General features: G+C 38.0%; 21 protein-coding genes. 12 read left to right on the forward strand and 9 right to left on the reverse strand.

Translation table 11 applies throughout. The annotated features are described in order from the left end of the window. Positions 1-5 precede the first annotated feature (5 nt). The 4 genes from BLR37_RS15780 to BLR37_RS15795 all read left to right on the forward strand — a co-directional run bounded on the left by BLR37_RS15780 (position 6) and on the right by BLR37_RS15795 (position 4569). Positions 6-422 (forward strand): DUF4279 domain-containing protein, encoded by a 417-nt coding sequence (locus BLR37_RS15780; protein ID WP_090770179.1) that lies wholly within the window; start codon positions 6-8, stop codon positions 420-422. 10 nt (positions 423-432) lie between these two features. Beyond that, positions 433-1608 carry a type IX secretion system outer membrane channel protein PorV gene (gene porV, locus BLR37_RS15785; protein WP_090770182.1) on the forward strand — a complete coding sequence of 392 codons (1176 nt, stop codon included), beginning with the start codon at positions 433-435 and terminating at the stop codon, positions 1606-1608. Between the two features lie 340 nt (positions 1609-1948). Continuing rightward, positions 1949-2695 carry a hypothetical protein gene (locus BLR37_RS15790; protein WP_090770184.1) on the forward strand — a complete coding sequence of 249 codons (747 nt, stop codon included), beginning with the start codon at positions 1949-1951 and terminating at the stop codon, positions 2693-2695. A 98-nt stretch (positions 2696-2793) separates the two neighbouring features. Further along, positions 2794-4569: a hypothetical protein gene (locus tag BLR37_RS15795; RefSeq protein WP_090770187.1), complete on the forward strand. Its 1776-nt coding sequence runs from the start codon at positions 2794-2796 to the stop codon at positions 4567-4569. Between the two features lie 25 nt (positions 4570-4594). Here the strand turns inward: BLR37_RS15795 and BLR37_RS15800 are convergent, their stop codons facing one another. Continuing rightward, positions 4595-6244 carry a DUF4209 domain-containing protein gene (locus tag BLR37_RS15800; protein ID WP_090770189.1) on the reverse strand — a complete coding sequence of 550 codons (1650 nt, stop codon included), beginning with the start codon at positions 6242-6244 and terminating at the stop codon, positions 4595-4597. Positions 6245-6251: 7 nt separating this feature from the next. Then, the gene (locus tag BLR37_RS15805; protein WP_090770191.1) at positions 6252-6581 is read right to left on the reverse strand and encodes a hypothetical protein; all 330 of its coding nucleotides are present in this window, start codon (positions 6579-6581) and stop codon (positions 6252-6254) included. A gap of 215 nt (positions 6582-6796) precedes the next feature. Here BLR37_RS15805 and BLR37_RS15810 point away from each other — a divergent pair, with 215 nt between their 5' ends. Continuing rightward, positions 6797-9544: a DUF4365 domain-containing protein gene (locus BLR37_RS15810; protein WP_090770194.1), complete on the forward strand. Its 2748-nt coding sequence runs from the start codon at positions 6797-6799 to the stop codon at positions 9542-9544. Between the two features lie 72 nt (positions 9545-9616). After that, entirely contained in the window at positions 9617-10456 is an 840-nt protein-coding gene (locus BLR37_RS15815) for a hypothetical protein (protein WP_090770196.1), read from the forward strand. 186 nt (positions 10457-10642) lie between these two features. On the opposite strand, the gene BLR37_RS15820 is transcribed toward BLR37_RS15815, so the two are convergent. From BLR37_RS15820 to BLR37_RS15845, 7 genes are all read right to left on the reverse strand, one after another. Next, the gene (locus BLR37_RS15820) at positions 10643-11014 is read right to left on the reverse strand and encodes a hypothetical protein (RefSeq protein WP_090770198.1); all 372 of its coding nucleotides are present in this window, start codon (positions 11012-11014) and stop codon (positions 10643-10645) included. Continuing rightward, positions 11011-11454, reverse strand: coding sequence for a DUF6908 domain-containing protein (locus BLR37_RS15825; RefSeq protein ID WP_090770200.1), 444 nt, complete (start codon positions 11452-11454; stop codon positions 11011-11013). The genes BLR37_RS15820 and BLR37_RS15825 overlap by 4 nt, the downstream gene beginning before the upstream one ends. Positions 11455-11496: 42 nt before the next feature. Then, positions 11497-11979, reverse strand: a complete 483-nt coding sequence (locus tag BLR37_RS15830) for a J domain-containing protein (protein WP_090770202.1) — start codon at positions 11977-11979, stop codon at positions 11497-11499. Further along, entirely contained in the window at positions 11976-12212 is a 237-nt protein-coding gene (locus tag BLR37_RS15835; RefSeq protein WP_090770204.1) for a hypothetical protein, read from the reverse strand. The genes BLR37_RS15830 and BLR37_RS15835 overlap by 4 nt, the downstream gene beginning before the upstream one ends. Then, positions 12209-12346, reverse strand: a complete 138-nt coding sequence (locus BLR37_RS25395; RefSeq protein WP_167356624.1) for a hypothetical protein — start codon at positions 12344-12346, stop codon at positions 12209-12211. The genes BLR37_RS15835 and BLR37_RS25395 overlap by 4 nt, the downstream gene beginning before the upstream one ends. A gap of 58 nt (positions 12347-12404) precedes the next feature. Continuing rightward, a complete protein-coding gene (locus tag BLR37_RS15840; RefSeq protein ID WP_090770205.1) occupies positions 12405-12926 on the reverse strand; it encodes a hypothetical protein in 522 nt (173 codons plus the stop codon). Positions 12927-13291: 365 nt separating this feature from the next. Further along, the gene (locus BLR37_RS15845; protein WP_090770207.1) at positions 13292-13939 is read right to left on the reverse strand and encodes a UPF0758 domain-containing protein; all 648 of its coding nucleotides are present in this window, start codon (positions 13937-13939) and stop codon (positions 13292-13294) included. Between the two features lie 152 nt (positions 13940-14091). On the opposite strand from BLR37_RS15845, the gene BLR37_RS15850 reads away from it, so the two are divergent. From BLR37_RS15850 to BLR37_RS15875, 6 genes are all read left to right on the forward strand, one after another. Further along, the gene (locus tag BLR37_RS15850) at positions 14092-14499 is read left to right on the forward strand and encodes a hypothetical protein (RefSeq protein ID WP_090770209.1); all 408 of its coding nucleotides are present in this window, start codon (positions 14092-14094) and stop codon (positions 14497-14499) included. 59 nt (positions 14500-14558) lie between these two features. Continuing rightward, a complete protein-coding gene (locus BLR37_RS15855; protein WP_090770211.1) occupies positions 14559-15926 on the forward strand; it encodes a hypothetical protein in 1368 nt (455 codons plus the stop codon). A 144-nt stretch (positions 15927-16070) separates the two neighbouring features. Then, complete coding sequence (locus BLR37_RS15860) at positions 16071-16748, forward strand: DUF6904 family protein (RefSeq protein WP_090770213.1); 678 nt, start codon at positions 16071-16073, stop codon at positions 16746-16748. Positions 16749-16773: 25 nt separating this feature from the next. Next, on the forward strand, positions 16774-17964 hold the full coding sequence (locus BLR37_RS15865) for a hypothetical protein (protein ID WP_090770215.1): 1191 nt from the start codon (positions 16774-16776) through the stop codon (positions 17962-17964). Further along, a complete protein-coding gene (locus BLR37_RS15870; RefSeq protein ID WP_090770216.1) occupies positions 17961-18392 on the forward strand; it encodes a hypothetical protein in 432 nt (143 codons plus the stop codon). The genes BLR37_RS15865 and BLR37_RS15870 overlap by 4 nt, the downstream gene beginning before the upstream one ends. Before the next feature lie 18 nt (positions 18393-18410). Further along, complete coding sequence (locus tag BLR37_RS15875) at positions 18411-19241, forward strand: DUF6602 domain-containing protein (RefSeq protein ID WP_090770218.1); 831 nt, start codon at positions 18411-18413, stop codon at positions 19239-19241. The last annotated feature ends 54 nt before the right edge of the window (positions 19242-19295 follow it).

Here is a 19295-nt window from a genome sequence, read left to right on the forward strand (position 1 = left end):
AGTATATGAAAAAACATAAAGTTGAATTACGTTTTTGTGTGAGTGGATTTGAAGATATAACTCACGCAGAACTGACTAACTTATTTGGAATCACACCCGTTAAAGAATATTTTAAGGGTTTGCCAATCAATCCAAAATTATCCCAGGGAAAACTGGCTACCTTAAATAGATGGCTGATTTGTTCTCCAAATTTTAAAGTCGATGATGATTTTGAAATGCAGATGAACGGTTTTATTGAATTGGCAAAAAACAAGACAGCGGTTTTTAATGACATTTGTAAAAAATACTCTTGCGAATTTTCCTGTGCTATTTTTTTGGAAGCAGGTATTGAGATGAGTACCCCGTGGATTCATTTAGGGGATGACTATAATACTTATTTTGGAAAGTTAAATGTTCATTTTGATATGGATTTGTACGTATAGCAGGTATTTTATGCAAAAGTATGTATCTGTGTGTTCAATAAGAGGTTTCCTATTGGGTATTTTAGTGCTTTTCCAGCATACGCTATTGGCTCAGTCAATAAATGGTGTACAAGCAGATGCGGGGATAAGGAACAATATACTCACTGCGGTACCTTTCCTGTTGATTATACCCCAACCAAGGTCTGGGGCTATGGGTAATGCAGGTGTAGCTCTTGATGCTGATGCTAATGCGACGGCCATTAACACATCGGCCTTAGCTTTTCTCCCGGAAGGAGATTTTGGTGTATCATGCTCTTACAGTCCCTGGTTAAAGCAACTCGCGCCTGATATGAGTATTTCTTATCTCAGTGGTTATTATAGACTGAATGAAAGAAATACGTTGTCTGCTTCTCTGAGGTATTTCTCCATAGGGAAGGTAAGTTTCAGTGATGAAAACTTTCAGAATCTGGGTGTGTATAATCCTGGTGAGGTTGCATTAGACCTCGGTTATGCATTAAAGCTTGGCCCCGGATTTGCGCTCGGTGGTAATCTGCGTTATATCAACAGTAATTTGCTTGGAGGCGGCGCAGGGAATAAAAATGTGCGTGCGGGCAAAGCTGTAGCGGTGGATATATCTGCTTTTGAAAAGTCGGAAATACAATTGATTGGAACGCCGGCTATTTTAAGTTTTGGTCTGGCGCTTTCCAATATTGGTACAAAGATGATCTATGGTAGTACGCTAAAGTCTTATTTCCTCCCTGCAAACTTTAAACTGGGATCTTCTTTGAGATTTGGTGAGGGATCAACAAAAGTCACTTTTGCTCTTGATTTAAATAAACTAATGGTGCCGACTCAACCGGTCTATGATTCGGCGGGAAATATAATAAAAGGAAAAGATCCTGACCGTTCAGTTCCCGCTGGCGTATTTGGTTCCTTCAGCGATGCTCCTGGGGGATTTAGAGAGGAGTTGCAGGAGATGGGGGTATCCGGAGGAGTTGAACTGAGTTTTAAGGAAATTCTTTATCTAAGGAGTGGCTATCTTTATCAAAATGCCCAAAAGGCGGGCGATTCATATATTACTCTGGGCTTAGGGGTACATTATAGCCGTTTGGCTCTGGATTTTTCATACATAGCCGGATCTGGTTATAATCCTTTACGTAACACTTTAAGATTTGGGATACAGGCGAATTTTCACAGGATGAGGTAAGTTTGGGAAAAATAGAAGCTTCTGTAAAGGATTCATTTTAGTCTTACTTTTTGATTAGGGTAATTGCGCTGAACTCAAATAACCTTCCAGAACAAATGGCTGATAAGATCCTGAAGCATGAATTATAGCATTGGTAATGATTTGTCAGGGGTAGAGGGGGCAGGAAATACTTGATTTTATAGTGAAATTTGCACTTTTGGCTGCCGAGGATGTAAATTGAAGGTGTTCGAATCCCCTAAAACTCTCGGGGTTTTATGGTCTATTTTTAGAAAAACAATATGATTTTTAGTATAAAACGTTAATACCCATCAAAGGTTGTTCTTTTTGTCGTTTTGCAAATGTGCTATATAAAAACAAAAACGCGTGTTCTAAAACACGCGTTTTAATACTTCCTGCGGGGAAGGAGGGAGCCCATCGCTGTGTAAGTCATAGTGGCTTAAATATACCCGGTCAAAAAGTACATGATACTTTTGAAGCTTTGTTAAAAGAATTGAGCTTTACTCAAAGTGCCGTAGATCATTTGATCAGTCGGGTAACGGGGCTGGCTAAATCTACCTTGCACATTAGTGAGCAACGAAAAAAGGTTTTGAACGCCCAATTAAAGGCTATTGATGCCAAGATAGAAGCTGTCGAAAATAAACTGTTTGACGGTACTATTATCGATCATACCTATAAACGCTGGATGATCAAATATGAAGGGGAAAAAGCGAAGCTGAGAGAGGATTTTGATTTATCCCAAAGGTTGGAAAGCGATCTGCATGGCGAGTTGCAGTTGATGCCATATTTGATGAATATGCCGAAAATTTTTCAGGATTCCAGTCTGGCACAAAAACACGCTATTTTGCATCAGGTGTTCAAACAGGGACTCGGGTATAAAGAGGGTAGTTTTAGAACACCTTCAATAAATGTTGAATTTGAACATAAACTACTGATACTCAAAGAAAAAGGGCTGCTCTTTTTGGAGCAACCCTTTGGTTTTTCTGAAGGAATCCCTTCCTGCGGGGACGGAGGGAGCCCATTGCAACACCTAGATGGTATTTTTGCCGTTTTGAGGGAAATTTATCCAAAGAAGTCCAACCAGAAGTAAGACCTTTTGATTGAAAATATTTATAACACCATGCATTCGGTTGTGGATAAATCGCAAGCTTGTAACTAATTGATATATCTAACTTTGGATTACCCATAATGAAAGAGCTTACACAAGATAGAGCAACAGCGATTGCGAATGAATTAAAATCTATTATAAGAAAATACGATCATCGGAATTTTACAGCGCATATAGCTTTTCTGGCTAACCAGCATGTCAGGCAATCTACCGGGCAGATTAAGCTTCGTTCACCTGTTCGTCAGCTCATGTATCTAGTTAGTCTCTACCATGCAACCGAAATTGGAGGAAGAGCGCTCTATGCGGCGGGAACAGATGATCACAAAGCTATTATTCGTTTGTTAAACGAAATAGAAAAGGGATATGGATATGAGGCAGAGCGCACCAAAAAAGGTGAAATGTCCCAGGAAGAATTTAATCACATGCTCACCACAAAGAGCACATTTCTTAATTATTATCTTAACGCCACACTGTCTTATATGGAGCAGGATATTGAAAGGATCAAACGCACTTTTCAATACCATAAGGAATTCATTTTTTTGGAAACTGGGCTGGCTCTTAATGATTATACTGATTTTTTTATCCTGCTAACCAATATGGAAATCGGGCGGGGAAAACGTTACATGGAAGACGAAGACGATCCGGTTTTGAGGTCGTTAAAGCTTGGAAAACGTTTCAACTCACTCTCAGAATCTCAAAAAATCCATCTTCTGGATTTAACAGACAGAAAGGTATTTAATATGGCCATTCCAATAGCTGAGATTTATAAATTAGCCGATCCGGAAAAAGCCAAACTTTTTCTAGCCTATTTTACGCTATTAAGAAATGAGAACAAAGACTATCTCTATTACACCGATAAATGCCCGTATTTGAGTAAACCTATTTTGATCATGGATGGTGAAAGTATCTTAATGATTTATTCTAAGCAATTAATCAATGCCATTTATGACTTTCTTTATGAGGTATGTAATCGACCTAATGCCCCTGGAAGAAAGATTTCTGAAAGGAGAGACCTATACCTGGAAGAAAAAACAACTGAAGTTTTTCGGGATTTTTTTGATTCAGGTGCAAATTTTTACAGGGGCTATTATGTGAATGGTAATGAAAAGGATTTATTGATATTGCATAATAGAATTGCATATGTTATAGAATGTAAGGCACAGCGACAACGGCAACCACTTCGTGATCCTGTAAGAGCTTATGACCGAATTAAGGATGATTTTCAAAAATCAATTGGGAATGGATATTCGCAGGCTAGGGAAGTAGAAACACTCTTTCTTGGCCAGGAGGTATTTAAAATAAAGAACAAATCAAAACAAACCATAGCAACAATTAATCCTGCTGACTTTGATGAGGTATTTACCATTGTAGTTACTCAGGAACGGTTGGGGCAAATTCAGTGTGATCTGGGACTTTTGTTGCAATTACCCTTGGATTGCCCGTATCCCTGGGCGGTATGCATCAATGATTTGGAAAGTTTTTTAATTACCCTCAAAAGAAAAGATGATCATATTCAGGGTTTTAAGGAGTTTTTACTCTCCAGGGAACTATTGCATGAACGGGTATTTTGTTATGACGAGTTGGAACTATGCGCCTATTTTCTTTTCGACAACGAGAATTTCATTAAAATGTGTTTGAAGGATGGCATCTTTTTTTCTCAGCCTGACGTGAACAAATTTTTTGATTTATTTTATTATAAAGGCTTTGGCTTTAAAGACGAGCTCAATCTTTCCGAAAAACTGAAACGACGTGATCTTTACGAAGAGTCCGTAACCACTTTTCATAAACTCCGTCCTGCAGATCGCATTATGGAATACATGCAATCAAGAGCCGAAAGAGAAAATAAACGAGGGTAACTTCGAAAAGTTAATTTCAAAAAAGTTATTGTTTTATTCCTGGAAAAATAGACTTGGTTTGTAAGATCATCTTTAAACATAGCCACCAAGCATATTGCCCATACTTGTGAACTAGTGTAGTTTCCATTAATCCATGTAACAATTCGTTCCGGAAATTAACATTGTTATTGTCGACAAGAAAACTGTTGAGTTCTTCAATGATATCCTCGTTAGCCAGCGGACGGATTTTTGTGAGCAAACCTCCCAAGAGATTTTCCAAATGAAATCTTTTGTCGTAAGTGGTGACAATAATATCATTCGTAGCCGCTAAATGCCTGAGGCTGTTTTCTATTTGAGGAATGAGCACGTGGGCAGCGGTGACAAAATTGTTTTGGAAACCTGCTGTAAGTCCTAAACAATAGTCGTGCATCCTGTCTCCTGGAACAAAGGGACTTTTTGCATCTTCCAAAAGACGCATCACCATCGCCTTGTTCATATCAATATATCCATCCAACGTACCTTTGATAAAATAAATATAGGCCATCAGTTTTTCCCGCATATAAGTCCGGGCATTACTGGTGTAACTGTCCGTAATGTCCTGAGAAGCTACCTGAGCGCCTTTTTTTGTGATTTTAACCTGTTCAGAGAAAAATCGTTCCAGTACCGTTGGAGATTCCTTATCGCGCTTGGCTAATTCTTCAACAGCGGATTTTGAAATCACAGGAAGATCTAATAGAGTATAGTAAGCTAGATTGGAGCTATGCAGATTCAAATTCAGAACCTTTTTATGAATGTCATCCAAATCAATTTCTGGTATCATACGTAAGCCACCGGCCTGCAATGTTCGAAAAACCTCCAGTTGGAATTTTGCAACTTTTCGTTCAAGTCTATCGTGTAACTCTTGGCATTCAGTTGCGGATGCGATCAGCTTGAAGCCCTTTAGATAGACCTCGGAAATTGTAGGATAGAAGGTATTGGGCTGCATTTCTGACACATGCTGATCTCCTTCTGCCTCGTAAATTTCAGCCATGCGTATATTGCACTGGTTTTTGTTTAACATGCCAATGAGCTGCAATGATTTGATACAAAATCTTGCAGACCGAAAGTCTTTGACGGAGATGAAGTGCTTTATTTTTTCTTCAAGAAACTTGCTAAACTCGGCATGACATCGCCTTTGTCCGTAGATAGAGATTAATTCTATTAAGATAAGCTGTTGAAAATACGCCGAAGTGCAGTTAACTATTGAGTTTTTTGCCTGAATCAATATCTCATCGAGCCTATCTTTGAAAAATGTCTTTGCATATTTGACAAGTGCCAGGGCACGGACTAGGTAGTTTATCTCATTAGTTGCAGAATGTACTTCCATATAAGATTGATGAGCTGGAATGATGTAGTCTTTGATGTTTTTTTTATTCAGGGTCAACATCACATCAAACCATCTCGCTAAAACTTCCGTATTTTCAGTGTCTTGAATAGAAATTGCACCTTTAAAGACCTCGATTTCATCCTCTGAAAAATACGCTTTCAGATCTTTTTCTTCACAATGCCGCAAATCAACCTTGATAAGTTTCAAAATTACGGTCAGCATTTTCTCATGTTCAGGCTGATCGTATCGTTGTTTCCATAGCAATTGTATTAAATCAAAGCCATAAATGTTACTATCGATTAATAATCCAGGACCATCAAAATTTTCCATGCTTGGTCTATTTCTGGTTACTTATGAACATTTCAACCCGGAATAATTCATCTTGGACATCATGCTTGAAGTTGCGGATATAATCCGAGTATTCGGAAGGTGCTCCTTTTACGGGCCTTCTACGTTTGGCAAGCCTGTAACTCTCGGCCTGTTTCCAGCCGGTCTGCTCTAAATTGTGGCGGTAATTCCCCATTATATATTCAGCAGTTTTACCACCTTCTATATGATATTCTTCTTCCCGCAGTGCCTCTAGCTCGCTGAAATACCTTTCGTCTCTACTGTAGCTCTCAATCTTTGCAAGTACTTTTTTAAGCCTTTGTAATTTTTCTTCAGTCATTGTGATCGCGTTTAATTTGTATAAAGGTAAGAATTCAGTGTGATAGTATTTGACAGGGGTTTAGATAGTATCAGGCTATCAACTTTGATGGTTTTTATTTACACATTAATTTTTTAATGTGATTTTTGAAAAATAACCCAATATCCTTGTACAACCTGGGCTCATGTACTCAATTCAATAAATGAGTAAATTTGCTGAACAACAACGCTCAAAAAATGGCAAAAGGCAAGAAAACAACGAATTCCAGAACGACCGAAGAGATTCAGGAATCGGGTAATATATTACTAGATAATGTTCTGGAACTTATAAGGACAAAATATCAGGACCTTAAGATCAATAAAACTTCAGAAGAACATCAAAAAGACCGAGGTGTTGATTTTCAGATCGAACTTATCAGTAAACCAAATGAAAATACACTGGATATGTTCAAACTACAGGTAAAAGCTACTGATGAGCCTGTAACTCCCTTAAAAACTACTGCTAACAGGGGACTGATATCTTTTCAGATTGATAACCGGCATATCCGCTATTATCAGCAGGAAATGCCCTGGGCATTATTGTTTCTTCTTTGCGATAACTCAACAAAAACAGTTTATTGGTATGCGATTCAACTAGATAGTACGCTGGAAGACAGACTGAATGAATCGATAGCTAAAAAAAGTAAATCCATACAGATTTTTATAGACCCCAAAAATATTCTGAAACCCGACAGTTTTTTAGATTTTATAAGGGATGCAGAGGCATCTAAAACATCACAGTTTTTCAGGGTATCTGAAGGAAATGTAAATGCCCTAACGGCTGGTACAGATTTTCAGGTTGATCGTGGCAAACCGCTCCTTGAGCAGTTGTTTACCCTGCTTGAGTACCTTTTCGAGGAAGTGCAATATCTTCCAATGCATTTATTGACCCAGTATTACCCATTCAAGATTTCAGATGCTCAATCATCGTTTTATCAGCAATTTAAATTGTATACAGATAATGATGACCTGGTGAAAATGCTAGATACTTTCAAGGTCCAGCCTGACGGAAAAATTGTGTTTACCGATTCCTCCTACATTCAGGATGTCGAAGATTATGAAAAAAAGGCAAAAGCGGTGCTGGTAAAGTTCACTCAAAATCATATTTATGAAATTGTTTCTCAAAAATCCAGGAAGGAAGTATCCACACGGTATTTCAGCCATGGTAATTGCAATTGTGTAGTCTGTTGCTATAACAGGCTGGAAATTCCGCAGACCATAGAAAAACTTGCAGAACCCAAAAACAAATCTTTAGATGACCAGATGAAGATTGCATATATGCATTATGAACTTGGTAATTATCTTAAAGCGGTACAAGCATTTCAAAAAATTGGTAAACAAGCATTCAATAAAGGCAAAAAGACCTTATTTCTGATTACCCAATTTAATCTGATCAAATTGGGAAGGTTAATAAAAAGCAATTATTACGATTATGAAACAATGGAGCATGGAAAGCAGTTGATGGAGATCAATTTGGATCAAGCTGTCTATTCTGCCCGGAACAGAAGCCATCACCGAAAACTTTTTAATTACATTAAGGATGTTCGTTTTTATTCTGATAGTGCCTATGAAATCCAGACTGCCATATCAAAATTGAGAAGTGAGTATCAAAGCTTTATCGGAGGAGGAAGTTTCAATACACATTCTTACGATCAATTGCTGAATGGATTTGCCCAATTGAGTTCTTTTATTGGTGGAAACTGGATAGTGTATGACAGTTTTGGTGAATTCAGTCTTCAAATGGAGGAATTTACGGAGGGAATATTTATAGCTTTGGCGCTTCGTGAGACCAATAGTTATGTGATATCCGAATTTAATGACTACCATATCCAGCGTCTTATTTTTGATGGTCAACATAAAGTGACCTGGCGATATTTCAATAAATACCACTTTAAATCAATTCCTTACAAAGGAAAGGATGGGAAGTTCTTTGGAATGATCAGCAACCTATTAGCAAATCATCATCTAGTTGATGACGCTTACAAAGCCTACTCACCAGAAGAGGGGGCATTTTGGCGTAACCCATACCCAGAGGTTTTTAACAATTGTCTTTGTCTTGCGGCAATGATTGAAATGAATGACAAACAAGTAGAAAATATTACCAAAGCAATTATGAGTTGTCTTTCTAAAGCAGATTTACCGGGTACAGACGCTTATGCTCAGGTCAATAGCTTTTTCAGTAGTAAGCGTTACCAGCTTTCTACAAATATGTTGAAGGAGCTCATTACATTTTTTCTGCAAAAAAAAGACATGTATCTTGAAAAACGATTGGGGGTTTTCACGGCAGAATTGAAGACGAGGGAACAAATCATTAAGCTATCTGCTCTTGACCGTAAGCAACTATTTAAGTACGCCCTTGAAGGAGACCGGGATTTATTGCAGCATTTCAATACTCTTGCTTTTTTTCATCCAGTTGCAGATAAATCTCTCAAAAAGGAAATCAAGAAACGCATTACTTCACAGCTCCACATTAAATTCGATGCATACCATTATTATTATGCGGCGATAACCGATGTATTATCTTTTCAGGAGTCAGAATTCCTTGATAAATTTATAGCGGCAACTTATCCTGACCCCGATAAGTTTTCTTTTAGAAATACATTTTATGGACCTCAGGATAATGAGTACCCACTGTTTGATATGTTTTTCAACCTGTGTTTCAAATTTGGCTTGCATCCTTCTGAAATTACTGATAGAAAAATGGAAGGTTTTGGTGAATATTATGACTGGCTGCTCGATTTGCACGGTTTTGACTATGATAATTTTAAAATATCCTGGTTGGGCCTTTATCCGACGAAATTTTATTTGAGAGCTTTTGCGAAACCATTAATTTTAAGAAAAACGATAGAAGGATATTTGCGTAACAATAGAGACCTTCAGGTCGAACGATTGTATTTTGATATTTATAATCCTCAGGATGATGGTATTGAATTAGATTTCGACTAAACGAATGGACATCATGCTCAATGTATTATAAATAAATGAGTAAAGTCGGCTCAGATAATTAATTGAAATATTATGGAAGAATTGCTAACTGCTAATGAAATTGCCGCTGTATTAAAGGAGGCAGGAAAACCTGAATACAGCGAGGATAACCTATTCAATTTTACGTTTAAAAAACTGGATATTTTTAAGGTTTCGGCTAAGGGATTGATTTTTATACATGGTGATGATCATACAGGCATGGAGCATATCAGGGATCGCCATAGCATTGTCTCTCGTAAACTCTATGAAAAAGATGGAACTTTTGATAATCCTACTAAATTCAACTTGGCGCCAATAGAATATCCTTTTGTCGCGGATGCCATTTTTATTGAGGGAAATCTCAATAATGATAAAAACAAAAGGCCTGAACTATTCGATTGCTATACAGGTGATTTTAAGCATCGGGATGAAAGAATTTTCAGGTACACCCTGATCTTATATAAAGCAACCAATGTTGTTCACACTTTTTTCTTAAGCAGTGCTGCAAAACCATTTAACAAGAAAGTTAAACTACCAGTAAGGCAAGGTTGGAGTGGAGGACAGTGGGATGTGATGAGCGGCCTTCAAACGTTTTCGCTTAATTATTTAGACCTGAATGATATAATCAGATTTACATTGGTGCTACGTTGCATTCCAGCAATAAATAAGGAAAGATGGTATCTAACCGTTAATGATTCCTGCGGCAAAGCAATTTTTACTCATTATTTAAAGGAGGTACATGTAGAAAATTTCATTGACACTCCAATCAGAATGGGGATTTTAGATTTTCAAGACCTTTCGGAAGTAGATAAAAAAATCAAAAATATAATAAAGGGAAAATATGAGTTTGAGAAGGGGTTTAATAATTTCTGTTACTACAATTACCTTAATTAATGTCGCGTAGGACAATGGGCACAAAAAACAGATCAATTTATTTAGAAATTATTTTTTGTATTTAAAAGTTTTATTCGGTCCGATAAAACATCTACTGAATCTTGATGCCCGTAAGGGCCGCCGGCAATTTTCGTCGACACCAGCCATAAATAACGATGAGGGGAATAATTATTCCCCTTAAAGCTACTAAGTAAATAAAACCTGAACGATCAATTTAAATTTTTCGTCCTTACTTTGATGTTCTGCATACTTTATGATACGATCAGTGACGAACAAAGAGGTGTAGGTAAAATATAACTGGTCAGAAAATACCTTACTGCTTCTAGTCATGTTAAAAGTATGTTTTCTTAAAATGCCGGCCGTTTCTTCCGAATGGTTTTGCCAATAATCAAAGGACATAAAACCATCACCCCACTGGGAGCGGAAGACTTCTTTATTTTGCTTAAAACTTTCGCAGAACATTTTGATATCCGCTAACAGCAAAGGTATTTCTTTTGGAAATAGCTCGTGCAAAAGCCTTGCTTTTTCAGAGCCTGAAAGATCGGTAAGTGGTTTCATACCCTTTTCAAAAATCCCTGATCTTTAATATTGTTCAGCCAAACCTCCGCAAATTCCGTGTGTTCAGCCTGCATGTTCTTACTAACCTCCATGCCTTGTGGCAAATGAAAAATAATACTTTCCTCATAAATGCCCATATCGGATTGCTGAAAGGAGCGGGGCAGGATAATAGTGCCATCCGAAATGTTTAGTGCCTCATTTTTATGAATAACAATGAAGGTCATTTCGGGATCGCTCATGAGATCACCATTCAAAGTATAATAATGTGCAAGGCTGTAAACACTGGCATTGCCATAACCTGTCAAGGCTATATCCTGTGCGGTTTTTTCAATGCTTAAAGCTATAAAAGGTTCGTTCTCTATTTTTAAATGCTGTTTATCCTGCATCCTTTCGATCAGGTTACAGAATATCTGTGTGCTATCTGGGCTTAAAATTCTCATTTCCATAATGTTTGCGCGCTTTGGTCGGTAGCGCCTCCGTTTTTAATGCTGTAAATAATTCCTGTTAATTGGCTTTTTGCTTTTTACAACCTCGCTACCATACTTCTGACGGATTTCTTCAAGGCTTTTCTTACCACCCTTGCATTTATATTCAGCTGTACGGAAATACCATGCTAATTTTTTTGAGGCAAAAAAGAACCCTGCATTTTTAAGCTCTGACTTAACGACAATGGTATTCCCCGTTACCCATATCCAATAATCGACCAGTTCAATGGTGATCCCCTCTAAATGGATGATCTTTTCAAGTGCCGTTCGGTATTCCTCTGAAAAGCGGATTTCAGCTTCCGTTTCCTCCTCGCTCAGGTTCCCGTCTTTAATCGCTTTGGCTGATGCAAACGCATATTCTTTATTGATGGCCTGCATCGTTTCAGTATCACCCCCTAGATCGGGGTGATACTGTTTAGCCAGTGTTTTGTATAACGCTTTAACCTGGTCAAGCGTCCTACATTCATTAAACCACTTCATGAACCTTTATTTTCAGCTGAAACCGCAAATACTTTTTTATGTGTTTTGACCCTGTTCACTTTAGGGTTGTGAATCCTGGAGACAAGTATTTCCGTTTCCAGTACATTGATATTGGCTGTGTCGGTCAGTGAAAGGGTAGACTGGGTTTCCAGTTCCTTAACTGTATCAAAAACATGTTCATGATCCGCATGAACCGTCACACGTACCATTAAAAAAATCGTTTCATATTTCATAGCGGTAAGCCTCCGTGATTAATTTTAAACTCTCTGTACTGACTATAGAAAGCGGTCGGGTTATCATCTTCAAATTCATTTGCATAACCCTCATAATACATCTTATCTAAAAATTCTTTAAATGCCTCTAACATAACTGATCGTTTTAGCGTGAATAAATAACCTCCCGAGAACCTCGGGAGGCACTAAGATTTAGGCGGGTAAAACAATCCCTGCTTCCACCTCGCCCAAACGTTCACCAAAACGACCACTTATAAACGTAACCGTTCCTTTAATCACCGATGGGCTTTTAGTGGAAAACCTGTTGCCTTTATTATCGGTAATCACCAGTTCGCACATTTGAAATGCCGTTTCATCTTCCAATTCATCTACGTTATCTTTTTGCTCCTGCTCAAAGCCGGTTAAAGCATCGATATAACCTTTATAGCGGTCACGCAAAGCCGTTCTTTTGCTCAGTTCGGCTACCAGTTTTAAAGTCTCGTCCAAATTCAACACTGGCTTTTGCTGCGCCAATTGTTCTTTTAACTCAGCTTTAGAGCCTTCCGGGGCAGCGTGTGGCTTGCCTTCTTCGGATTTAGATGGTTCAGCTTCATTTTTGGCCTCGGCCTTTTTTGCTTCCTTGTTTACGGGATTCCCAGCAACAAATTTTGGGGTTTTGTCCGCTTTGATACTGTTTACAGCTGCTTGTCCGTTTTGATTAACTTTAGTTTCCATTTTTTGAAAAATTAAATTGTTAGAACCTGCGTACTACCATTCGGCAGGAGCCATTTCTGGCTTTTTGTTAAGCAACCTCACCTGATCATAGCAGGAACGGAAGACAAGACTTTGCCGAAAAAAAAACCTCGGGAGCGCAGCGAGCAGGGAAGATTTTTTTCGAGCAAACCCCTTGGGGCTTGGTCTTTTCGGACGAAACTGCGGATCAGAACTTTTTGCGCAAACAGCCTAAACCATCTCTGTTAAATCTGATCAAACCTTAACTGGGCATCTAAACAAGAGCCCGTCTTCATTAAAAGCTTAGCGACAGGAGAGAAGTAGCGAAGCGGCAGCAGCTGCTCTCCCGAAAAACAATCACCAATAAATCAGTTGTCGAAAAAATACGCGGGTTCATCGCCCGTATCATCTGGTTTTTTGACCAGATAAACCGTTTTGAATTCGGGCGGTGGCAGATAAAGCCTGCGGGCAAGCTCTACAGCAGCCAGGATAGTACTGGCTTTCGCAACCCCCATACCTTTATATCTGCATAGTGATGAGAAATTACACCCTTTTAGCAGGTGGGCTTTGCCACCATGACCATCGAATATCCGCTTTCCCAGCTCAACAGCTGATTCCCCAGGAGTACCCGAACCAACCAATATGGCCAGCAATTCTTCTGTTCGGAGCTTTTGGGACCCTTTAGCAAACAATTTTTCCCTCGGCCGGGTATCTTCCGGCATCGCTTTGATTCCTTTGGCGGCCTTGTATTCTTCTGCGATATCTTTAACGGTCTGATAATCCGCGTCTTGATAGGCTGCTGCCTGAAAGACGGAAGCAAAAGCATTGATAAATTCCGGCAGATGATTTTCAAACACTATAAAACGCCAGCGCTTAAAACTTCCGTCCTGCTGCTGCTCACTGCGTGTTAGCTGTATATACATGCTATTGTTCTCTGCCCGTTTTAGGTCAACAAAATAATGTCTTTTAGAACTGGCTGAAAAGAATTCTGATGCCAGTATTTGTTTCTTTTTCATAATGATACCGAGTTGATTCCCAGCAAACTTCGCTTACCAGAAGCCAAGAAATCGGTACAAAAACAAATTACCCGATCAACTTATTCATTATCCGATCTAAAAATTGAATACCCGATAAAATCGGCTATATTGCATCATAGCAATAACTTAGAATGAGCCAGATAAACCCTGAAAATCAAAAAAAGTGTACCTTTTGTAGTAAAATTCTTCACGGACGAAGCGATCAACGTTTTTGCAACGACACTTGTCGAAATACATATAATCGCCACAAGCGGACAGCTGAGAAAATAAAGGAGCATGTAAATACTCCAGAAATCTTCCGGATTATTAAAAAGAATTATGAAATTCTTAAAAAAGGACGAGAGAGGCCGCTTGATGACAATGAAACAATATTCACAAATACTATTGATATAATGGCTCAGGGCTTTAACCCCAAGTTTTTCACTAGTATTACAAAAGATAAAAGTGGAATGCAGTGGTATTGTGTATTCGAAATGGGGTTCAGCATTGGAGATGAATATATTTATATCAAAGATTTTCCAGAACAAGGAGAAGTTTAGTAGATAAAAAAAGCTGAACAACAGGAATAAAATATTTTGATCACTGATATTAGTTTGCAATGGAATTTCCAGAATTCGACGAAAATATAGCCGTGTCGGGCTATGGTAGCGTTCATCAGCTTGTATTGGAGCATAGGTTTGTGAAACCATTGCAAGAAGCTGGCTTTAAAGTTCGTTTATTAAAGCAATACATAGATGAAGACCTGCCGTTAGGAAGATTTATATACATACCGTCTAGGCTTCATATTTTTTTAACTAAAAATTTCATTTTAGAAGATTATGACAAGACATCCGAATTTTGGAATTCTTTCTATCAACATTTAAATAAGATTTTTGAGATGTATTCTTCTATGTTTACTGGTAAAGAATCTGCCTCGGTTAGAAGTGCCACATTTTCATTTTATTATACTTTCAATGGATATGTTTTAATGTTCCAGTTACAAACCCAAACTGCAAAGATTTTGATGCGCAGAGCTTTAAGTATTTTTGAGTTGTTATTTCAATTGGAAATTGGAAAGGCGGATTATCTGATAGAAGAAATTGAACTTACTTATCATCTCAAAGATAAGGTTATCTTTTTCGGATATTCTGGAAACAAATGGCAAATAAATGATCCGATAGTTACGATCGCTGATCAAATTAATACAGATTATCTCAAAACTGCAGATAAGAGGGCAAATAAGCCTGATGTAATGTTGCATGAAGATTTTCCAGACAAACGGTATACTTTTAGCGATAATTGGGTTTTAGAATTCGATCGGCTATCCACTTTGATGACCCGGCCGAATGATATCGGGTTATTTTCAAGTACTGCCGACAGAAATTTGAAACAGGCTATCGATTTTTATAATAAGACTATTTTGCCTCGTTTCAACTACTATCATGGAAATTTTCCAGACCTAAAAATCCAGGCTGAGTACTATGATTATTTTGAAATGATCACTACAGCGTTAATTTTTGCCTACACCGCGGTTGAAGCTTTAGCAAATTTACTGATCCCAAATGACATCCAAATAATAACAGATAATAACATAATCCATACTAAAGCAGATGTTGACTGGTATTCACTTGAGACGAAATTGAAAACTATTTCAGATGTTGTTCTCTCAACTCCTCCAGCAGAAAGCCAACCTTGGTGGGGTAAGTTTAAACGTCTTCAAAAAATTCGCAATCAAAGTATACATACCAAGCCGTCCGATTCCCAGCTTCGTTATTCATCCTTATTGGAAAAGAAAATTTTCAAAGTAATTGGTGTGCACAAGGAAATAATCACTTTTTATGGAACCTATTTAAAAAAATCAAATGAAAAGTTTTTGAATGATTTTCCATATGGTTTTGGCCAGGATAAAATAATTCCATCCATTATTTCGGATAGAACTTATAAAGATTTTTATAATGCGCTGCATAACCCATCAAATCCATTATAATAAAATGAATATCAAATAAGGTTGAATCAGATTTAAAACACATCTGTGCGTATAACCGTACATAATTTATTTCTTAACATCCATGATTTTCGTTTTACGAATGGAAAGGAATTTAATAGTTTAGCTTTCTAATCTTATATTAACGTGTTTTATTTTACTCCAACAAAAAAAGGCCTTGGTGCAGAACTCTGGGGCACTTATGACGATCTAAGAACCATATATGAAGTGATCGGCAAATTCTGGTCGCAAGAAGGTTACACTGAAAAATCAGGTTTTTTCACCAGAGATCAGATTCTGAGTGGCTTTGCCCATGAAATCAGAAAAGCATATGAGGGCCAGCGGCTTACAAGAGAGTATAGTCATTTCATGCCAGATCCGGTGCCGCACTTCGGTTGCAGGCTATCCTGGGTACACATCATTTTTTCTATTAATGCAATTAGATTCAATATGCGTTACTTCGAAAACAATAAAATGGATCTTGGCTTACTACTTCAAATTGAATATTGGATAGAGGAATCTCTGAGAAGTTTTGATGCCCAGGGAGCTTTATCTCTGATAGGATATCTAAATAGCAATGTTGATGCAGCAAATCCTTATCTATATCAATATATGAGAAGTATCAACGCTGATTATTTTGCATTGCGAGGAGGGAAAACGGCATTCAGGCAGCTTTCAAAACTATTTAGAAGAGCTGCCGCCGGCACAGACGACTATCAGGCCTACCACAGTTTTCTTACAATAGAAGCCCAGAGGTTAAAGTGTGGGATTGAAGAACTGGAATTAAGCGACGATGATCTTGATTATGATAAATTAATCTGGTAAACAGCCCAGAACTTAAATAAGAAACATGGAGTATTTAGTTAATCAGGAAACAATTCGTTTTTTATGGTCTGCGCTGAATGAAAAACAGAGCTATCGGCAAACCAGACAAATGCGCAATTGCTTTGATAAATTTATAAAGGATAAATGGGCATTTCGGACGGATTTGGAAGATGCGTTGGATTATGCAGATTCTCGCTTGAACCCAAATCGTCTGGAGCTGATTGATCTGGTTAAGGCCTTTGGGATGAATTGGGAACTGATCTGCTATCGTCCAAATGTGCGGTCCATTTCGGTAAGTGAATATGAAGCTATAAGGGTAGAAGATGCCGCTGTTTTATTTATACTGCTGGAGCGTCTGGGGTTCAAGGTTGACCCTAGCTATCTGGTTGAGGCGCTTTTACCTGAAATCAAATCAAGGAAAAAGAAACTGTTTTCGGGTTCAGAACTGGAGATTTTCTGGTTTTATAAATGCCGTCATAAAACTGCATCTGTGGATTTAATTACCGAAAAAGGTCGTGCTGGGAGTATCAAACAAACCTTAAAAACAGAATCTGGTCATCAGATTACTTTAAAGTCAGATGAAGAAAGTAGCCTGATTAGCCTTACGGTGGACTCACCTAAATATAGAGACACAAGAAACCCTTATCGCGTCCAATGTGAAGACTGTGGGATGGAATGGTATAAAGGAGATCCTGATTCCAGTGCGAACCATCGAAAAGAACATAAAAAAAGGATGGCCTATCTTGATCCTAAACCGCACGCGGATCTGATAGCCGAGAAGAAAAAACATAGTGCAGCTGAATGGGTGACTACAGATTCCCCAGGATGGAAGCATTTCGAAATGTATACCCGCGCCAGAGCATTCAAAAGAGAATTTCATTATGATTTTATACAGTGGCAGTCCCCAAAAGGGGATGATGATCCAAATGTTAATGGACTCTTATTAACCAATCAAAATAATGCCATTGTTGGAGCCTGCTCATTTCGCGACCGAACGGACAAAGACGGTATAAAACTATGGGGACTGGACTGGGTTTGGATATGTCCAAAGGAAAGAAGAACCGGGCACCTTTCAGCAGTATGGGGAGAACTCAGAAAACGATTCGGGGATTTTGTAGTCGAATCACCGGTTTCAGATGAAATGGTGGCTTTTTTAGAGAAAAAAAATGATCAAATATTAATCCATCGGCCAGAAAATAGAAATTACAAGAAATGACAAATCAGGGTGCGAATCACAAAATTGAAATAAAAACCGTTCAAATCGACGGTAAAAAATTGACTAAAAGTCTGTTTGGTCAATTAGGGGAATATGAGTGTCTGGATGCTAATGTTGAATTCACCGGCGATCAGATACTGGGATACTGTAACTATAATAACACTAAATATTTATTATGGATAAAAGGTGGATTGCTAAAAAAAACAAATCTTGATTCCTACAGAAAAATATTAGCGACTTCACAAGATACATTTGTTGAAAATATTGGCTGGTTTTTAAGGTTGACCAAAATAGAATTTTACATCAGTTTAAATTCCAGGGGTGTTGTCTCGGATAGTATTGAAGATCAGGTTCTTCTTGATGAAAAAATTGACAAGCTTAAAGTTTTCTTAAGGAGCATTAAACCAGATATGCAGATATTTCTGTAGTCCTATCCACTATATCCTATGTTAAAGACACATTTTGATGCCATTGAAGATAGTTTGGCTATAAAAGCGAAGATTCCAGGAAACTCTGGTCATCCTAATCATAAAGGAACCCCAAGAGAACTTTTTATTAAAGAATTTCTTAAATCGCACTTACCAGAAAGCTGTTCTATAGGTACTGGAGAAATCATTGATTGTAATTCGAAGCCTGGTGAAATGCGAAGTCAGCATGATATTATCATATATAAAAGCAGCTATCCCAAACTGGATTTTGGTGGCGGCGTTAGTGCTTTTATGGTTGAATCAGTTATTGCCACAATTGAAATTAAGTCAACCCTGAATGAACAAGGTGTTCTACAGGCCGTTAAGGCTGCAAACATAGTTAAATCGCTGGCTGAATCATTTGATCCGCAACTGCACAATGAGATTACCAACAGGAAAAAACCAGAGGATATACAGAATTATGTGATTGCATACGATGGCCCGGATGACGGCAGAAAAGTCTATAATTGGATAATAAGCAGCCACAATAAGTTGAATTTGATTAATATCAGCCTGCCTGTGGGAAGAACTGAAAAGCAGGAAATAAATTCCAATTCTGTTGATGGTATTTTTGTGTTAAAGAAAGGATTTATTCTTTTTGCGAACCAGCCTATTTATTTTCAGGGCCAAATGGAATTTGACAAGGAAAATATTGCTCACTCATGGGTAGTAGGCAACCAGGAATATGGAAATCTTGCCCTGCTGTTTCTAATTCTCTTGGAGAGGATAGGAGCTGATTCCAAAACACATGTGATGTATCCGGCAGGGTATTTGAAAAATCATCAAATGGGTACGATCTATGTAACTTAATATATAGGTAAACCATTTGACTTTTTCTTGTCAATTTCAATATGATAACAACCG

The organism is Pedobacter soli (genome assembly GCF_900101435.1).
Classification (GTDB): Bacteria; Bacteroidota; Bacteroidia; order Sphingobacteriales; family Sphingobacteriaceae; genus Pedobacter; species Pedobacter soli.